Consider the following 17,917-nt stretch of genomic DNA (forward strand, 5'->3'; position numbering starts at 1 on the left):
CTTTATGTTATAATGAAAGAAGAAAACTGAAAGGATTTACCATGTCAAAAGAAGTTATTGTCGAAAGTTTTGAACTTGACCACACTATTGTTAAAGCACCCTATGTTCGCTTGATTGGAGAAGAAACAGGACCAAAAGGAGACATCATCTCCAATTATGATATTCGCTTGGTGCAACCAAACGAAGACTCTATCCCTACTGCTGGTCTTCACACTATTGAGCACCTTCTGGCCAAACTCATCCGTACCCGTATTGAAGGCATGATTGACTGTTCACCATTTGGTTGCCGTACAGGCTTCCACATGATTATGTGGGGACGTCACACCAGTGCTGAAATCGCTGCTGTTATCAAGGATTCGCTCAAGGAAATCGCTGAGACTACTACTTGGGAAGATGTCCCTGGAACAACCATCGAATCTTGCGGAAACTACAAGGATCACAGCCTCTTTTCTGCTAAAGAATGGGCAAAACTCATCCTAGAACAAGGGATTTCAGATGATGCCTTTGAACGCCATGTCATCTAAACACAAAAAAAGAATCAGTTTTTTCAGCTGATTCCTTTTTTTATTCTCAAAATCTCTAGTTAAGCTTTCTCACGAATAATCAAACCACCATCTTCCATATCTGCTTCTAGATGTTTGGCATCTAGGTGATCCAAATGGAAGTCTGTCACCTTATCACGAATTTCTTGTTCAACCACGCGACGGAGTGGACGAACACCCATGACTTCATCGTAACCTTCTTCTGTGATATAGTCCTTAGCCGCTTGACTGACTACCAAATCAATGTCTTTCTTAGCCAAGGTTTGGTTAACTTCAAACAACATCAAGTCTACAATCTTAGAAAGATCTTCCTTAGTCAAGTGTGAGAACTCGATAACTGCATTAAAGCGGTTGAGGAATTCTGGACGGAAGAAGGGTTTCAAACGGTCCATCAATTCTGGTTTATCCGCATCTTCTGTCAAGTTGGCTTCATAGCCAAATCCAGCATTTGAGGTCGCAATAATGACAGTGTTCTTGAAGTTCACTGTATTTCCTTGACCATCTGTCAAACGACCATCATCTAGAACTTGAAGGAGAAGGGTAATGACTTGAGGGTCAGACTTTTCAATTTCATCCAAGAGAATGATGGAGTATGGATTGCGACGCACACGTTCTGTTAAGGTATTGCTATTGTCATCATAACCCACATAACCAGCTGTTGTACCGATTAGCTTAGAAACGGCTGTGCGGTCACTGTATTCAGACATATCCAAACGGATGATCGCATCCTTGGTTCCAAACATATCTAGCGCCAATTGCTTAGCAAGTTCCGTCTTACCAACACCAGTTGGTCCTACAAAGAGGAAACTTCCAATCGGGCGATTGCCTTCATCAAAACCAGCACGATTACGACGGATGGCACGAGCTACAGCTTCAACTGCCTTATCTTGACCGATTACCTTATCTTGCAGACGATGAGCCATATCTTTCAAACGTTCGATGTCTGATGCTCCCATTTGTGACACTGGAATACCCGTCATTCGTTCTACAGACTCAGCTACATCGTTGACACTTGCAGTCACTTTCATATCTTCTGTGTGATTTTCGATTTTCTTTTCCAATTCTGCAATGCGTGTTTTATAGTTTAGAGCTGCTTCAAAATCTTCCGCCTCAACTGCTTTTTCTTGCTTGTCTTTTTCTGCCTCTATTTCACGTTCAACAGCATGCACATCTGTTACAGGATGTTGGGCTGCCAAGTGAGCTGCCGTTACATCCACAAGGTCGATAGCCTTATCTGGCAAGCTACGTTGAGGAATATACTGAACAGAATAATCCACCGCTGCTTTCAAAACTTCGTCTGGCAAAATGACATTGTGGTGTTGCTGATAGAGATCACGAATTCCTTGAAGAATTTTATATGTATCCTCTGCTGAAGGAGCATTGACCTTGACTTCGTTGAAACGACGAGCAAGAGCTGCATTCTTCAAAATCGTGTTACGGTATTCATCTTGAGTCGTTGCCCCAATCACTGTCAATTCTCCACGAGAGAGAGCTGGCTTGAGAATATCCGCAAGTCCCTTAGATCCACTGTCTCCACCCGTACTACCAGCACCTAGAATTTGGTGAATTTCATCAAAGAAGAGGATAATATTTCCTGCTTCTTTGACCTCATTGACTAGATTTTGAACATTTTCTTCAAAGCTACCGCGGTATTGAGTACCAGCCTCAAGGCCTGAGATATCAATGGAAATAATTTCCTTATTCTTAATAGCAGCTGGAACATCACCATTCACAATGGCTTGTGCTAAACCTTCGACAACGGCTGTCTTACCAACGCCTGCATCCCCGACCAGAACAGGATTATTCTTGGTACGGCGTGAAAGAATTTCAGATGTTTCTTGAATTTCCTTGTTTCGTCCAATAACAGGATCCAGCTTGCCCTCACGCGCTTCTGCTGTCAAGTTTCGACCCAGTTTAGCAAGGACACCATCTTGTTTCATACCTGACGTATGTTGTGGCATTTGTCCATCAGTTTCTGCATTTCCTGGTAATTGACCAGTCGCACGATAATGAGCAAATTCCTCAGGTGTGACTTCACGTCCATTAATCAAGTAACGGCGATTTTCAGAACTGTATCCTCGCATACCACCCATCAATTGGTTAAATAAATCATCCATGTTGTTAAAATTATTAAAGTTGTTATTCATATTCTTTACCTCTTTTTGTTTTTCTTAGTTACGATTACTGATATTGACTATCTTTGACCTTTATTTTAAAAAATTTAGACTAGCTAAATCGCTACTCTAGGTACTATTTCTGGTTTTTCTTTTTCAAGCAGGAGTAGACTATCTTTACTTATGAAGATTTCTAGATTAAACATAGACCCCACCTCTTTCTATTTTACTTTAAATAAGCGTTCTAGTAAGGCTTTCATTTACCTTACGTTCATAATATACTACATTAGTCAGAAAAGGTCAAGAGATTTGACTTTGACTGACCAATATTTTTTTACACTCTTCAAAACACGTCAGCTTCGTCTTATCTACAACCTCAAAACCGTGTTTTGAGCTGACTTCGTCAGTCTTATCCACAATCTCTAAGCTGTGATTTGAGCACCCTGCGGTTAGTTTCCTAGTTTGTTCTTTGATTTTCATTGTGTATTTAAACACAAAAACACCCTGAAACATCAGGGTGCCATTCTTACATCAAATATAAAATTGAGAGGGTCAGGAGACTTGCTAGAAGTCCCACTCCCCAAAAGAAGAAGTCAACCTTCCACTCGCTCCAAGGATTTCCTTTACCAGACAAACCTCCAAGCTCAAAATGGTGATGCACAGGCGTCATACGAAAAATACGTTTACCACCAGTCATTTTGAAATAGCCGACTTGCATCATGACCGAAGTTGTTTCAAAGACATAAATAATTCCGATAATCAAGAGAGTCCATTCTTGGTGGAGAGCCATAGAGATAGCTGCCAGCATTCCACCTAAAGCCAAACTTCCCACATCTCCCATAAAGACCTTAGCAGGCTTATGGTTAAAGACAAAGAAACCAAGCAAACCACCAATCATAGCAAGAATCACTAGAAGGATATCCATCTGACCTTGCACATAGGCAATAACTCCATAGGCAGACAAACTAATCACAACGGAAATGCTAGCTAAACCGTCAATACCGTCTGTCAAGTTTACTGCGTTTGAAAAACCGACTAGCCAGAAAAGAGCGAAGACAATATAGAAAATCCCTAGATGCACTTGGTAACCAAAGACAGAAAGCATATCGCCACCGCGCTCATAGAAAAGGTAGAAAATGACGCCACCTAGAAGCTGAAGAGCCAATTTCTGCTTGGGATTTAGCCCCTCATTGATTTTTCGGAAGACCTTAAGGAAGTCATCTAAAAATCCGATTAAACCATAAAGAACCAAGATAAATAAAATCATACCAACATTATTGCTGAGTTGATTACTAAATAGGGCGAAAAAGAAAGCAACTAAAACAGAAGCAATTAAGAAAACCAAACCTCCCATTGTAGGAGTCCCAGCTTTTGCCTGGTGCTGTTTGACATCCTCATGCATCTGCTGGCCTGTAATTTGCGCCTTTCTATAAAATTGGATAAAGGCCGGAATTCCTACTAAAGTTAGTAAAAATGTCACAATTCCAGCACTGATAGAAATAAACATATTAGTCTCCTAAAGTTAATTTAATTTTTTTAATGTTTTTGATAGCTGTATTAGTCCGAACATCCTGCTTCTGAACGACGGAACCTGAACCTTCAAATTCCAGCTCGATATCCAACCATTTAGCAAAGGTCTCAGCAGTCTCTTTTTTCCAACCATACATGTCTGGAATTTCTTCTACCTTATCAGATAAAAGGAGAACTTGTTGGTTTGGTGTAAGATTTTTTCCTTCTTCTACAGAAGACTCTTTAATTTTTGTTCCAGTACCAACAACGATTGGTTGCACAATATTTCGGCGTAAGGCTTCCGCCAAATCACCAGGTGAAATATCCTTGATGCTAGGCATTGCATAAGAAGACTCTGTCGTCACTTGATCTAAATTCTTAGCAGGAGATAGAAGATTGAGAGAGTCTTTCATAGCTGAAGCCCGCTCCAAGATAGGATTGGCAAATTCCCCTAACTGAATACCTGAATAATGTTCAGGCTGTTGAACCGTTACATACAAGATAAAATCAGGATTTTCAGCAGGGTTCATAGCCACAACCGAGAAAATGTAGTTGGTAGAACCAACCAAGTAGCCTCCATTTTTCTCGTCAGCGATTTGGGCTGTACCAGACTTGAGGGCTACATTTTGACCTGGAACATTGACAGTTGCTTTTCCTGTACTATGATTGTACATAGTTCCATATCTAGGATCCGTTCCTACCAAGACCATGTGAGTACGAGTTTGGCTAGCTGCATCTTTCGAAACGGGATTTCCTACGATTTCTTTTTGAGATTTACGAACGGTTTGATCATTTGGATCATACAAGGCCGTAATAAATTTCGGCTCTAACATAACACCATCATTGGCAATGGCTGTAAAAGCACGTAGCATCTGGGTCTGCGTTACAGAAATCCCCTGACCAAATGCACTCATGGCAATATTGACAATATTATCAGCTGGAAGTTGACCAGCGTATTCATCTGTCAAGCCAAAGCGAGTTGGGACCCCAAATTTAAAGCGGTTTAGATAATCCAACCAAGTAGTATCTCCCATTTTTTGTTCAAGTAGACTCATTCCAACATTACTGGAGTGAGCGAAACCTTGTAAGAAAGTCATCATCCCACCAGTAGTCAAACCATCATTAACATCCCAATCTCGAATCGTCACATCCGCTATTTTTAATTCACTGCTATTGAAGTATTCTCCACTTGGGAAGGTATTATTATCAATAGAAGAAGCTAACGTCATAACCTTCATGGCTGATCCTGGTTCATAGTTACTTTGATAAAGAATATCACGCCAAACAAAGTCCTCAGTGATTCCTTCTTTAGTATCTGCATTAAAGGTAGGTCGTTGGGTGGTAGCGAGGATTTCACCGGTCTTTGCACTGACCAAGGTCGCGGTCATGTACTTACCTTTTACTTTTTCTAGAAAGGCATCCATCTGAGTTTCCATGAAAGATTGTAGCGGACTAGACAATGTTGTATAAACATCCTTACCATTCACAGTCTTCTGTGATATCTGTTCCGTACCTGGGACGATATTTCCTAAACGATCTTTTTCATAGGTAATAATCCCATCTGTCCCTGCAAGAATCGTATTCAAGGAACTCTCTAAACCAGAAGTTCCTAACAAACTCTTGCTACCATCCTCATTTTCATGAAGTTGGGCTAAACCAATAAAACTAGAAGCAAATTGTCCATTTGGATAGCTTCTGTTAGGGCTAGTTGTAAAGTCAATTCCTTCGACACTAGCCTCTTTTAATTCTTTTTTAATCGCCATCATATTGGCATAGGTAATCCCATTTCCTTTTGCACCAAAAGAAACTTGGGTCAGATTTGGTTGAGCCAGCTGCTCTTTTACATAAGCTTCATCCATATCCAAATATTTATGGAAAACTTCTGCTACTTTATTAAACTGCGAATCCTCTACATAAAGAATTTTTCCCGTTGCTGACTTGTATTTTTTATCAATAACAGCATAGACGTTATAAGAGGTCGCATCTTCAGCGATGGGGACTCCATTACGGTCATAGATGGTTCCACGCTTAGCAGGAACTGTGCGAGTTGTTTGGTGAACCTTCTTAGCTTCTTTTACTAGATCCGTTCCAAATTTACTACCCCTTCCGATGATAATCGCAAAATTAACCAGAAAGATAGCAAAAAGGATAACAGCTCCAAAGCTGATGTACTTGCCGACTATTCTACGGTTTTCTGCTGGAGATTTACGATTTTTTACCGCAAATCTGGTTATTTTTTCTGTCCATTTCATATCTTACTCCGCTGTTCGGATATTTTCGTTATTCAATTTCAAATCTTTTTTATCTGCAATCTCTTTCAAGCGCTCTGAACGAATCAATTCATTCACTTCCTGCTTGGCATCGTCCAGCTCTGTCTTCTTCTCCTCTATCTGCGCATTGATTTTTGTCAAATCACTTTGCACTTGCAAGAGTCGTGTCTGCATAAAGATAATACTTACTGCTAAAACGAGAGCTGTAAATGCGATGGAAAGATAAAAAGCCTTCTCCACACGGGAGAATTTTTTTATACGACTCTGCAAGAATTGACTGGTTGTTTCTTTTTTATCTACCATTTTTTCCTCTTACTTGTGAATTTTTCTGGCCACGCGCAACTTAGCTGAGTGCGAGCGGTTATTAGCTTCTAATTCTTCTGCACTTGGTAAGATTGGCTTACGGGACACCAATTCCATCTTGGGCTTGAGATCATCTGGGATGAAAGGCAAACCTTTGGGAACTTCCACTGTTGAAGCTTCCTTAAACAACTGCTTGGTCAAGCGGTCTTCTAGCGAATGGAAGGTAATCACTGAGATTCTACCATCTAGAGCCAACATCTCCATAGCCTGCTGGATAGATTCATCTGCCGCTCCCAGTTCATCATTGACTTCAATTCGAATAGCTTGGAAAATCTGCTTAGCAGGATGGCCCTTCTTCTTGAGTTCCTTAGCAGGTTTAGCCGACTTGATAATCTCTGCTAACTCAGTCGTTGTCTCAATCGGCTTGACTTCACGTGCTTGTTCAATCTTACGCGCAATCTGTTTAGAAAACTTATCCTCGCCATATTTGAAGAAAATACGAACCAAGTCATGATAGTCATAGTGGTTCACCACTTCATAGGCTGTCAGACTAGCATCCTGATTCATCCGCATGTCCAGTGGCGCATCCTTTTTATAAGAAAAACCACGCTCACGCTGGTCCAATTGAGGACTAGACACTCCCAAGTCATAACAAATTCCATCAATTTCCTGGACACCAGCTTCGCGCAAACGTGCCTGTAAATGACGGAAGTTATCCTTGATAAAAGTCACCATTCCCTTTTCAATGTAAGGTGCCAAACGTTCTTGCGCATTGTCAATGGCATTCTGGTCCTGGTCAAAGGCATAGAGATGGCCTTTTTCACTTAATTTACTTAATAAATATTCGCTATGGCCTGCTCCACCCAAAGTCGCATCAACGTAGATACCGTCAGGCTTTACGTCGAGCATATCAATCGTTTCGTGGAGTAAGACCGTTACATGATGAAATTCTTTTGTCATATCTTATCTATTTTACCACAAATCTGACTAGCTTGCACTAGTCAGACAAATAGGCCACAAACAAGTAAGAATTTCTTTAAGAAATATGTCAAATATGCTTGACATTCGCTCTATAGAAGAATATAATGTAGTCAAATATATACGACATAAATCAGAAAGGAGAACAGATGAATCGTGTGAAAGAATTTCGCAAGGAATTGGGTATTTCCCAGCTCGAGCTAGCCAAGGATATCGGTGTCTCAAGACAAACCATCAATATGATTGAGAACGACAAGTACAACCCAACTCTGGAACTCTGTCTCAATCTCGCCCACAGCCTCCAAACTGACCTCAACAGTCTCTTTTGGGAGGAAGATTTTTAAAAAAGGAGCCAACTCATGAAAAAAGAAACCTTCACTGAAAAACTGATCAAGCGCACATACGGTATTTCTGATCCCCTTGACGAATACAAACGACGCGAGGCAGACCGTATAGGTAACCAAGTCTTTATCTTCCTATTTTATCTAATGATTTTCGGCAATCTTATCCCTCTCGTTCTGGCCTATAAATACCCGCAAGAAGTGGCTCTAATCTATCCTCCTCTGATTTTAGTGATTGCCCTCATCGCTGCTGGCTATATCACCTATCAAATGCAAAAAACGGGGATTACAACTATTGAACCAGATATGCTGAGTGAGAAAGAAAGTAAGCAACTACATTACCCAGGTCTGAAAGCTGGAATAGTCTATGGATTAATGAGTTTTTTTACAACCCCTCTTCTCCATATACTGCTAGGTGAGAGTCAGGACTATCTTCAGTCACTTCTCGCTTTTAAAAATATTTTTTCAAGTATCCTCCAGTCTGTCTTCTTTGGAGTGGTTATACAGATTCTCATCTCCCGTCGCATTGCAAAAACTAAGAAAGATCAAGATGAGGATTAGGAGGTGCCCTATGAAAAAAGAAAAGAAACAGTCACGTTATCCTGGTCTGAAAGCAGGTTCGATTTATGGAACAGTGATATTTTTTATAATTCCACTCATTGATACCCTAACAACTGAAAATCCAAATTTTATCACTTCTCTTCTAAATACAAAACATATTTTTAAAACTATACTGGGAGCTTTCTTTTTCGGAGTGATGATGCATATTGTCGACTCACTTCGTATTGCAAGAGCTAAAAAAGACCAGGATTAAGAGGTGCCCTATGAAATCATTACTAACTTTACTTACCTATCATCTTTTGTTCAGTTCTCTGCTCATCTTCATCATCGTTTCAGGGAACTTAATCAGAGAGATATTCCTCGTGCTAGTCTTTGTTCCAGCCCTTAACAAAGGACTGACTTATCTAAAGATTGACTCCCAAAAAACACGCATACTCAACTTAGCACTATGCTTTATGATTCTATCTTTACCACAACTGATGCTCATCTCAAGCGATTGGAAATATTATTTACTGCTGACTATCGCTAGCCTTTCTTCTATCACTTATCTTTATTATCTCTATCAATTCGTAAAAGAAAATCAGTAAAACCACTCATCTAGGAGGTTACTAACATGAAAAAAGAAGACTTCACCACTCGCCTACTTCGAAATCTCTTTCACATCCAAGGCCCTTTTGATGAATGCCGGCAAGAGATTATCTACAAGGCTTGTGCCCGTTCCATGGTCCAAATCGTTTATTCTTCCTTCTTCCTCTTCTTGTTTTATCTGTTATTTGGACGCTTCATAGAAGCCGTTCGCTATGCCATGCCCTACGTTTACTCTGGACTCATTTTTTTCATTACCTTAAAAACTCAAAGAGCCGTCAAAGAACTCCACTTGGAAAAAGATGACAAGTCAGAAATCATCCTCAAAACCTACAGCAAAGCTCAAATCAAATTTCGAAGCTGGGTTGTGTTTATCGGTCTTCAGATTGGCCTCTTTACCCTACTCATCTTTCATAAAGTCTTCGTTCAGCAGATGTCCCTTCCAGATTTTGGGAAGTTGCTCATGCAATTCGATAAAAGTGTTCCTTTCCTGATGTATGGCCTGATTATCGGTAGTATTTTCGGAACCCTGACCTACGGATTTCTATCATTACAGGAGGAGAAAACTCCTAAAAATACCAAACAGAAGGAGAAAAGCAAGCAATGATTTCACTATACGATTTTTCAGTCTTGAACCAAGACAATCAAGAAACTCCACTAGATGCCTATCGTGGGAAGGTTCTTTTGATTATCAACACTGCTACTGGATGTGGTTTAACGCCCCAGTACCAAGGTCTCCAAGAACTCTATGATCGCTATCAAGAACAAGGTTTTGAGATTTTAGACTTCCCTTGCAATCAGTTTATGGGACAAGCACCAGGTAGCGCAGAGGAAATCAACGCCTTCTGTAGCCTACACTATCAAACCACTTTCCCACGTTTTGCCAAAATCAAGGTCAACGGTAAGGAGGCAGATCCCCTCTATGTTTGGTTGAAAGACCAGAAATCTGGCCCACTAGGAAAACGAATCGAATGGAATTTCGCTAAATTTCTCATCGGTCGAGATGGACAGGTCTTTGAACGCTTCTCTTCAAAAACAGACCCCAAACAAATTGAAGAGGCCATACGAAAATTACTCTGATTTTTTGAATCCATCCTTTCGTTTAGTTTAATTTTTGAAAGGATGAATTTTTTCTTTAAAAAGTAAATGAATTTCTTTAAGTTAGATGGATTTTCTTACATTTCTCTATTGCATTTTTTAGAATAATTTAGTATATTTGTTATATTAAGGTTTATTAGGTCATTTTAAAGATTAGGATGGCAATTTTAATTTTTTTATCTTAAAATGAAAGCGCTTAAACAAGGGGGCGGTTAGACTCAAACTATTGCACAAATTAACTATCATTAAAGAAAATCGTTTCCAAGTCATACTTGGGCTCAGACAGTAGCTGACTGTCTTTATTCAAACTAGGAGTACATTATGAATCGATACCTTTTTGAAAAAGGGCAAACTTTTAGCATCAGAAAATTAACCGTTGGAGTTGCTTCGGTTATGGTTGGACTCGCTTTTTTTGCATCTGGAACAGCACTAGCTGACGAAGCAAAAATTGAAGCTACAAGTTCTCAGCCAAACGTAGAAAAATTGGCCGAGGCTGAAAAAACTAAACCAGAAATCAAAAATGAAAGTCCTGTAATCTCTACACCTCAAAAGTCACAGCAAGCAGAGAAAACTGTTAAACCAGCAGAAGAAAAATCTGTAGCAGATACTAAGACTACGACTACTGACTTACTTCCTGAAGAAATCCACGATCAAGCTTATCCTGACACGCCCGTGAAAAACATAGATACTTCAGCAATCGTAGACAAGAAGGATAGCCCTAAAGTTGAGACAGAAAGCATTCTAAAAAACAAGGAAGAACTTCCAAAAGAAGTTGAAAATGGTAATCGTGCGATCATCAACGGTGGTCTAGATTTGAAGCACGTCCCTTATGAAGGACAACCTGCTACTGCTGCTAGTATGATTTACACTATTTACAACGGTGGTTCCCAACGCTATATCGTGTCTGGTTCTGGTATTTTTGTGGCGCCAAATGTCATCTTGACTGTCGCTCACAACTTTTTAGAATCAGACCGTGATACAAAAGAAGGACATATTCGAGGTGGAGATTCTGCTAAGTTTTACTATAACCTCGGTTCTAATTCTGCTGTTCGCAATTCTCAACCTGTAACGGGTAATACTACTCTCTTCAAAGAAGAAGATATTCATTTTTGGAACAAGAAAGAATTTGGAAAAGGATATCAAAATGACTTGGCTGCTGTTGTAGCACCTGTTCCTCTTCAAATCGCTAGTCCAAATAAAGCTGCTACCTTTGTTCCCTTGGCAGAAAACAAAACCTATCAACCAGGGGATCCTGTCAGCACGATTGGGTATCCAACCGATTCAAGCTCACCAGAGCTCAAAAAACCAATTGTCGTTGGTCAACTTTACAAGGCTGATGGTGTCGTGAAATCTGTTGATAATTATGATGATAAAGGCTCAAAAGGCATCACCTATCATATGACTTCTGTTTCAGGCCTTTCAGGTGCTGGTATTATCAACGGTGATGGTAAAGTAGTCGGTGTTCACCAACACGGCACAATTGAAAACGGCATCCCTGACAAAGACCGTTTCGGTGGTGGGATTGTCCTCTCACCTGAGCAAGTCAAATGGGTAAAAGATATTATCGCAAAATATGGTGTCAAAGGTTGGTACCAAGGTGATAACGGGAAACGATATTACTTTACTCCTGAAGGAGAAATGTTCAGAAATAAAACTGCTGTTATTGGTGAAAATCAATATTCTTTCGATGAAAATGGTGTTGCGACACTCATTAAAGGAATCGATTACGGACGTGTAGTGGTTCAACACGTAGATGAAACTGGTAATCCAATCAAGACTGATGATACTTTCGTTGAAAAGACTGAAGTTGGAACAGCTTTTGACTATGACTTCAAAAAAGAAATTGCTAAAACCGACTTCTATACAAAAAATCAAGAGAAATACCAGATTGTTTCTATTGATGGTGTCGAAATCAACAAGCAACTCAAAGATGAGTGGACTTACAACGTCGTCAGCAAAACAGCTCCAGGAACACGGATCATCAAGGTGGTTTATAAAGTGAATAAAGGTTCATTTGCCATTCATTATCGTTTGAAAGGCTCAGAGCAAGAATTAGCAGATGTAACTACTGATAATAACGACGGAAAAGAATACGAGGTTTCTTTTGTAAACACTTTTGAAGCAAAAGAAATCGCAGGCTACCGCGCAATCACTCCACACTTAGAAGCCAGCATCCAGCACAAGGGTGTGAATGATATCGTCTTTGAATACGAAAAAATCTCTGCTAGCTCTAATCCGACTTCAAATGTTTTACCTGTTGCTCATCCAGAAGATAAAGAAACAGAAATCGGAAATCACGGTCCGCTTCCAAGCAAGGCTCAACTTGATTATCACAAAGAAGAATTAGCTGCCTTCATCCACTATGGTATGAATACTTATACTAATTCTGAATGGGGACATGGAAATGAGGATCCTAAAAACTTCAATCCAACTAACTTAGATACAGACCAATGGATCCGTACTCTCAAGGAAACTGGCTTTAAACGCACTATTATGGTTGTCAAACACCACGACGGTTTCGTTATTTACCCATCTAAATATACAAATCATACCGTAGCTGCAAGTCCATGGAAAGATGGAAAGGGTGACCTTTTAGAAGAAATCTCTAAATCTGCTACTAAATACGATATGAACATGGGTGTTTACCTATCACCATGGGATGTTAATAGCCCTAAATATAAGGTAGCTACTCAAAAAGAATACAACGAATACTACCTCAATCAACTAAAAGAAATCCTTGGTAATCCAAAATACGGTAATAAGGGTAAATTTATCGAAGTCTGGATGGATGGAGCACGCGGTAGCGGTGCCCAAAAAGTAACCTACACTTTTGATGAGTGGTTCAAATACATCAAGGAAGCTGAAGGAGATATCGCTATCTTCTCTGCCGAACCAACAAGTATCCGTTGGATTGGGAATGAGCGTGGTATCGCCGGTGACCCTGTATGGCATAAGGTCAAGAAAGCCAACATCACCGAAAATGTTAAGAACGAATACCTCAACCACGGTGACCCTGACGGAGATATGTACTCTGTAGGAGAAGCAGATGTTTCTATCCGCTCTGGCTGGTTCTACCACGATAACCAGCAACCAAAATCCCTCAAAGAATTGATGGATATCTACTTCAAATCTGTTGGTCGTGGAACGCCACTTCTTCTCAACATTCCACCAAACAAAGAAGGTAAATTCGCAGATGCTGACGTGGCTCGCTTGAAAGAATTCAAAGCGACTCTAGATCAAATGTATGCGACTGATTTTGCCAAAGGTGCGACTGTAACAGCAAGCTCGACTCGTCAGAACCATCTCTACAAAGAAAGCCACCTTACAGACGGTAAAGATGATACTAGCTGGGCACTTTCAAATGATGCTACGACTGGTAGTTTCACAGTTGATTTAGGACAAAAGAGACGTTTTGACGTCGTTGAACTAAAAGAAGATATTGCTAAAGGACAACGTATTTCTGGATTCAAAATTGAAGTCGAAATCAACGGACGTTGGGTTCCATATGGTGAAGGTTCAACCGTAGGCTATCGTCGTTTAATCCAGGGTCAACCTGTAGAAGCACAAAAAATCCGAGTTACGATTACTGACTCACAAGCCACACCAATCCTAACCAACTTCTCAGTCTATAAAACTCCAAGCACTATCGAAAAGAATGATGGATATCCTCTTGGACTAGAATACCACTCAAATACAACGGCTGACAAGGAAGGTACAACTTGGTACAATGAATCGGAAGGTATCCGAGGTACTTCTATGTGGACCAACAAGAAAGACGCCAAAGTCACCTACCGTTTCACAGGAACCAAGGCTTATGTTGTATCAACAGTCGATCCAAACCATGGTGAAATGTCTGTATACGTGGATGGTCAAAAAGTTGCAGATGTACAAACCAAGAACAGTAGCCGTAAACGTAGCCAAAAAGTTTACGAAACTGGTGATTTGGCGCCTGGAGAACACACTATTACTCTCGTTAACAAAACAGGTGAACCAATTGCTACAGAAGGAATCTACACTCTAAACAATAACAGCAAGGGTATGTTTGAGCTTGAAGCAACTTCTTACGATGTCGAAAAAGGAAAACCTGTGACTGTTACAATTAAGCGTGTTGGTGGAAGCAAGGGAGCTGCTACCGTTCGCTTCATTACAGAACCTGGAACAGGTGTTCACGGTAAGGTTTACCAAGATACAACTCAAGATGTGACCTTTGCAGATGGTGAAACAGAGAAAACTGTTACCATTCCAACTATCGACTTCACCGAACAAGCTGACTCAATCTTTGACTTCAAAGCCAAACTCACTTCTGCGTCTAATGGTGCCCTACTCGGTTTTACTACCGACGCAACTATTCGAGTAATGAAAGCTGATTTATTGAAGACGAATCAGACAAATTATGACGACCAGGCTAGCCAATTAGATTATAGTCCTGGATGGAGACACGAAACCAACTCTTCTGGTAAATACCAAAACACTGAATCATGGGTATCATTTGGACATCTGACAGAGGATCAAAAGAAAAAGACAACTGTGACTGCTTATTTCTATGGTACAGGCTTAGAAATCAAAGGATTTGTTGACCCAGGTCATGGTGTCTATAAAGTATTCCTTGACGGTAAGGAAGTCACCTATCAAGATGGAATGGGAAATGCATCCATTATTGATGGCAAGAAATACTTTAGCGGTCATGCCGCTAAACGTCAAGGCGACCAGACTCTAGTCAATCTAAAAGGACTTGATGAAAACTTGCACGCAGTAACACTACAACTAGACCCTGAAAAGAATGATTTGTCCAAAAAAATCGCTATGCAAGTGGATCAATTCATTACACAGGGCGAAGGAAGCGAGCTATACAGCAAAGCAGAAATCCTTCAATCTATCTCTAAATGGAAAGAAGATTTGTCTAACTTTAATCCTGCTGGATTGAAAGATACTGCAATTGCACGCCAAGCGTTCAAGTCTAATCTTGATAAACTCACTGCACAATTAAGTTCTGATACGATAAATGTACAAGATGTGATGTCAACAGTCACTGCTTTGCAAGATATTCTTAGCAAAGATGAAAATTATCAAAAACCTGAAGACGAAACAGACCCAGAACAACCAGTTGAACCGAAACAGCCTGAACAGCCTGAAATCAATTACGATAAGGCTATGGCTAGCTTGACCGAAGCTATCGAGAAAAAAGTGGCTGAACTCGGTACTAACAACGAGGCTAAGAAGAAATTAGTTGAAATTACTGATAAAGCAATCGCAGCTATCCAAGAAGCGAAGACTCAAGAAGACGTCAACAAAGCTCTCAATACTGCTCTTGAACAAATCAAGCAATTGCAACCTAGCCAACCAGAACAACCAGTTGAACCAAAACAACCAGAAATCAATTATGATAAGGCCATGGCTAGCTTGACTGAAGCTATCGAGAAAAAAGTGGCTAAACTCGGTACTAACAACGATGCTAAGAAGAAATTAGTTGAAATTACTGATAAAGCAATCGCAGCTATCCAAGAAGCGAAGACTCAAGAAGACGTCAACAAAGCTCTCAATACTGCTCTTGAACAAATCAAGCAATTGCAACCTAGCCAACCAGAACAACCAGTTGAACCAAAACAGCCTGAAAAACCAATTACTTCTTCAAGTCCTGAAGAAGGGGTTAAAGAGCTTGTCTTCCAATTCCCAAGTTTGGATATTGTTAAGAAGGCAGTACCATTCAAGACTATCCGCCGCGAAAATCCAAACTTAGATAAAGGAAAAGAAAATGTTCTAGCAGAAGGTAAAGACGGCCTACTAATTGAGTACGTCGAAGTAGACGGTAGCAATCGTAAGGTGGTCCAAACTGAATCAACTCCAGCTAAAGACAGAGTGATTGAAGTCGGGACTAAACAAAGTTCTGTAGGAACAGATACTCCACCAGTTGTGACTCTCCCTAAGTATGTTCTACCTAGAGAAACTGAAAAACTAGCTCCTATAGTTGTAACAGAAGATTCACCAAGAAAAGATGGAAAAACACCTGTTGCTACTATGGTTAAACAAGACAAGGAAAAACAACTCCCAGAAACTGGAGAGCAAGAAGCAAATGCCTTCTTATTCTTGGCTGCTATTACTTCAGTATTGTCTCTACTCATCTTCCAAAAGAATTTAAAAGACTAATTAAAATCTTTACTTAATTCTTTTCAATGATTCTAGTTCCCCCAAGAGAAGACCGGCTGGTCTTCTCTTTTTCTGCTACAAATAAAAAACATCCATAAATTTATATGGATGTCTTAGTATCTATAAAACAGAATGATTATTGAACTGCACCCCAAAAGTTAGACAGAAAAAATCTAGCTTTTGAGGTGCCGTTCATTCTATCTTTGACTAGGCAAAAGAACTTGAGTATATCGAAGCTAATAAAGTTGCGAAAATATTAAGAAGAATAAAGGCTACTAAAAAGATTCAACTTGCAGAGTCAAAGAGAGAGCAAGATTTATATCTAACTCATGAACAACTCCAAGAATGGTTCTCAGCATTTCAAGAAGATTTAGAGAATGATAAAGTAACCCTTAAAGATTATGTCCTATTTTATCTCACTTTTTTCTTAGGCGATAGAAAATCTGAAACCTATGCTCTTCAATGGAAACATATCGATTTTTCAAAATCACAGATTCAGCTAATTTAAGCTTTAGATAGATATGGACAAGTGAAATCTACTAAGGGAAATAAGAAAACTATTTTCTCTATTTCTAATGACTTACTTCAACTTCTTACCTCTTGGAAAGAGCAACAAAAATACGAACTAGCAAAGTTTGGCATCATCAGCAATCCAGAACAATTTATTTTTACATATATCGACACAAAAGGAAACATCAACAAGCCTTTACATGCCGACTATCTAAACAATAAAATGAAAAGCATCAGAAAGCGACATAAAGAGCTGGCACATGCTACACCTCATAAATTACGACATACAGGAGCGACACTTGCTAAAAAAGCAGGAATGAGCTTAGAAGCCATTTCTGAAGCATTAACTCATAGCGATACCGTTACAACTAAGACTTATGTTAATACTTCAAACATAGTTCCATTATCTGCTGGACAAGTTGCCTACCAACATCTTAAAAATAAGTAGGGTAATTTTAGGGCAAACTTTTTAGAAAGTATAGAAAAAAGCACCCATAGGGCAAACCTTTGAGTGCTTTGAAACGTTGATATAATCGTATTGATTAACGTTTTGAGAATTGTGATGCTTTACGAGCTTTCTTAAGACCTGGTTTTTTCTACATCATGATATTTATGGTAAATTATAACTAAACTCAAGTTCTTTTGAGAGATAAATCCTCAATTCTTACATATATAACCCTTTTTAAAATCGAGAGGTTATCAAAGGGTTATCACTTTTTTAGTTTTCGGAGCTTATGTAATTGAGAAATATGAACTACTGTATCATATAGATGATGTACAGTTTAACAACAAATATACAGTTTCTTCGTTCCTGGACAATTTCTTTTTCTATCCTGAAGATATTTAAACAGTTCCAGATGTTATTTCTAAATACTTAGAAATAATCAAATTAATTAAATATTATTTCTAAATATTTGAAAATAATGTCTATTTGTATTATACTATCTTTGAGGTATCTATTA

Annotated in this window: 14 protein-coding genes and 1 pseudogene; 9 read left to right on the forward strand and 6 right to left on the reverse strand. The window is 39.5% G+C overall.

Annotated elements, in window-relative coordinates; translation table 11 throughout:
• Window positions 1–41: 41 nt before the first annotated feature.
• Complete coding sequence (locus RWO85_RS04760) at window positions 42–524, forward strand: S-ribosylhomocysteine lyase (RefSeq protein ID WP_314414352.1); 483 nt, start codon at window positions 42–44, stop codon at window positions 522–524.
• 59 nt (window positions 525–583) lie between these two features.
• On the opposite strand, the gene RWO85_RS04765 is transcribed toward RWO85_RS04760, so the two are convergent.
• The 6 genes from RWO85_RS04765 to rsmH all read right to left on the reverse strand — a co-directional run bounded on the left by RWO85_RS04765 (window position 584) and on the right by rsmH (window position 7,698).
• The gene (locus tag RWO85_RS04765; RefSeq protein ID WP_314414354.1) at window positions 584–2,689 is read right to left on the reverse strand and encodes an ATP-dependent Clp protease ATP-binding subunit; all 2,106 of its coding nucleotides are present in this window, start codon (window positions 2,687–2,689) and stop codon (window positions 584–586) included.
• Between the two features lie 267 nt (window positions 2,690–2,956).
• Complete coding sequence (locus RWO85_RS04770) at window positions 2,957–3,136, reverse strand: hypothetical protein (protein ID WP_025168917.1); 180 nt, start codon at window positions 3,134–3,136, stop codon at window positions 2,957–2,959.
• A gap of 46 nt (window positions 3,137–3,182) precedes the next feature.
• A complete protein-coding gene (mraY, locus tag RWO85_RS04775) occupies window positions 3,183–4,163 on the reverse strand; it encodes a phospho-N-acetylmuramoyl-pentapeptide-transferase (protein ID WP_314414355.1) in 981 nt (326 codons plus the stop codon).
• 1 nt (window position 4,164) lies between these two features.
• Window positions 4,165–6,417 carry a penicillin-binding protein PBP2X gene (gene pbp2X, locus RWO85_RS04780; protein WP_314414356.1) on the reverse strand — a complete coding sequence of 751 codons (2,253 nt, stop codon included), beginning with the start codon at window positions 6,415–6,417 and terminating at the stop codon, window positions 4,165–4,167.
• A 3-nt stretch (window positions 6,418–6,420) separates the two neighbouring features.
• Window positions 6,421–6,738 carry a cell division protein FtsL gene (gene ftsL / locus RWO85_RS04785; RefSeq protein ID WP_020902171.1) on the reverse strand — a complete coding sequence of 106 codons (318 nt, stop codon included), beginning with the start codon at window positions 6,736–6,738 and terminating at the stop codon, window positions 6,421–6,423.
• A 9-nt stretch (window positions 6,739–6,747) separates the two neighbouring features.
• Window positions 6,748–7,698: a 16S rRNA (cytosine(1402)-N(4))-methyltransferase RsmH gene (gene rsmH, locus RWO85_RS04790; RefSeq protein WP_023946649.1), complete on the reverse strand. Its 951-nt coding sequence runs from the start codon at window positions 7,696–7,698 to the stop codon at window positions 6,748–6,750.
• A gap of 167 nt (window positions 7,699–7,865) precedes the next feature.
• Between rsmH and RWO85_RS04795 the strand changes: the two genes are divergently transcribed.
• From RWO85_RS04795 to RWO85_RS04830, 8 genes and pseudogenes are all read left to right on the forward strand, one after another.
• On the forward strand, window positions 7,866–8,060 hold the full coding sequence (locus RWO85_RS04795; RefSeq protein ID WP_314414357.1) for a helix-turn-helix transcriptional regulator: 195 nt from the start codon (window positions 7,866–7,868) through the stop codon (window positions 8,058–8,060).
• 15 nt (window positions 8,061–8,075) lie between these two features.
• Window positions 8,076–8,618 carry a DUF3278 domain-containing protein gene (locus RWO85_RS04800; RefSeq protein WP_314414358.1) on the forward strand — a complete coding sequence of 181 codons (543 nt, stop codon included), beginning with the start codon at window positions 8,076–8,078 and terminating at the stop codon, window positions 8,616–8,618.
• Between the two features lie 10 nt (window positions 8,619–8,628).
• On the forward strand, window positions 8,629–8,871 hold the full coding sequence (locus RWO85_RS04805) for a hypothetical protein (RefSeq protein WP_314414359.1): 243 nt from the start codon (window positions 8,629–8,631) through the stop codon (window positions 8,869–8,871).
• A gap of 10 nt (window positions 8,872–8,881) precedes the next feature.
• Window positions 8,882–9,205 (forward strand): hypothetical protein, encoded by a 324-nt coding sequence (locus RWO85_RS04810; RefSeq protein WP_050203691.1) that lies wholly within the window; start codon window positions 8,882–8,884, stop codon window positions 9,203–9,205.
• 26 nt (window positions 9,206–9,231) lie between these two features.
• The gene (locus RWO85_RS04815; protein WP_314414360.1) at window positions 9,232–9,810 is read left to right on the forward strand and encodes a DUF3278 domain-containing protein; all 579 of its coding nucleotides are present in this window, start codon (window positions 9,232–9,234) and stop codon (window positions 9,808–9,810) included.
• Window positions 9,807–10,283: a glutathione peroxidase gene (locus RWO85_RS04820; protein ID WP_314414362.1), complete on the forward strand. Its 477-nt coding sequence runs from the start codon at window positions 9,807–9,809 to the stop codon at window positions 10,281–10,283. The genes RWO85_RS04815 and RWO85_RS04820 overlap by 4 nt, the downstream gene beginning before the upstream one ends.
• Before the next feature lie 339 nt (window positions 10,284–10,622).
• Window positions 10,623–16,445, forward strand: a complete 5,823-nt coding sequence (locus tag RWO85_RS04825) for an alpha-L-fucosidase (RefSeq protein WP_314414364.1) — start codon at window positions 10,623–10,625, stop codon at window positions 16,443–16,445.
• A 211-nt stretch (window positions 16,446–16,656) separates the two neighbouring features.
• Window positions 16,657–17,403: pseudogene (locus RWO85_RS04830) on the forward strand (tyrosine-type recombinase/integrase); the annotation flags it as partial.
• Window positions 17,404–17,917 lie beyond the last annotated feature (514 nt).

Source organism: uncultured Streptococcus sp. (assembly GCF_963521865.1).
GTDB lineage: Bacteria > Bacillota > Bacilli > Lactobacillales > Streptococcaceae > Streptococcus.

What these genes read in the sequence shown, in the direction of transcription:
- RWO85_RS04810 (WP_050203691.1), top strand. Translation starts at nt 8,882, where the DNA reads ATGAAATCATTACTAACTTTACTTACCTATCATCTTTTGTTCAGTTCT.
- RWO85_RS04815 (WP_314414360.1), top strand. Translation starts at nt 9,232, where the DNA reads ATGAAAAAAGAAGACTTCACCACTCGCCTACTTCGAAATCTCTTTCAC.
- mraY (WP_314414355.1), bottom strand. Translation starts at nt 4,163, where the DNA reads ATGTTTATTTCTATCAGTGCTGGAATTGTGACATTTTTACTAACTTTA.
- RWO85_RS04760 (WP_314414352.1), top strand. Translation starts at nt 42, where the DNA reads ATGTCAAAAGAAGTTATTGTCGAAAGTTTTGAACTTGACCACACTATT.
- RWO85_RS04805 (WP_314414359.1), top strand. Translation starts at nt 8,629, where the DNA reads ATGAAAAAAGAAAAGAAACAGTCACGTTATCCTGGTCTGAAAGCAGGT.
- RWO85_RS04820 (WP_314414362.1), top strand. Translation starts at nt 9,807, where the DNA reads ATGATTTCACTATACGATTTTTCAGTCTTGAACCAAGACAATCAAGAA.
- RWO85_RS04795 (WP_314414357.1), top strand. Translation starts at nt 7,866, where the DNA reads ATGAATCGTGTGAAAGAATTTCGCAAGGAATTGGGTATTTCCCAGCTC.
- RWO85_RS04825 (WP_314414364.1), top strand. Translation starts at nt 10,623, where the DNA reads ATGAATCGATACCTTTTTGAAAAAGGGCAAACTTTTAGCATCAGAAAA.
- pbp2X (WP_314414356.1), bottom strand. Translation starts at nt 6,417, where the DNA reads ATGAAATGGACAGAAAAAATAACCAGATTTGCGGTAAAAAATCGTAAA.
- rsmH (WP_023946649.1), bottom strand. Translation starts at nt 7,698, where the DNA reads ATGACAAAAGAATTTCATCATGTAACGGTCTTACTCCACGAAACGATT.
- ftsL (WP_020902171.1), bottom strand. Translation starts at nt 6,738, where the DNA reads ATGGTAGATAAAAAAGAAACAACCAGTCAATTCTTGCAGAGTCGTATA.
- RWO85_RS04800 (WP_314414358.1), top strand. Translation starts at nt 8,076, where the DNA reads ATGAAAAAAGAAACCTTCACTGAAAAACTGATCAAGCGCACATACGGT.
- RWO85_RS04770 (WP_025168917.1), bottom strand. Translation starts at nt 3,136, where the DNA reads ATGAAAATCAAAGAACAAACTAGGAAACTAACCGCAGGGTGCTCAAAT.
- RWO85_RS04765 (WP_314414354.1), bottom strand. Translation starts at nt 2,689, where the DNA reads ATGAATAACAACTTTAATAATTTTAACAACATGGATGATTTATTTAAC.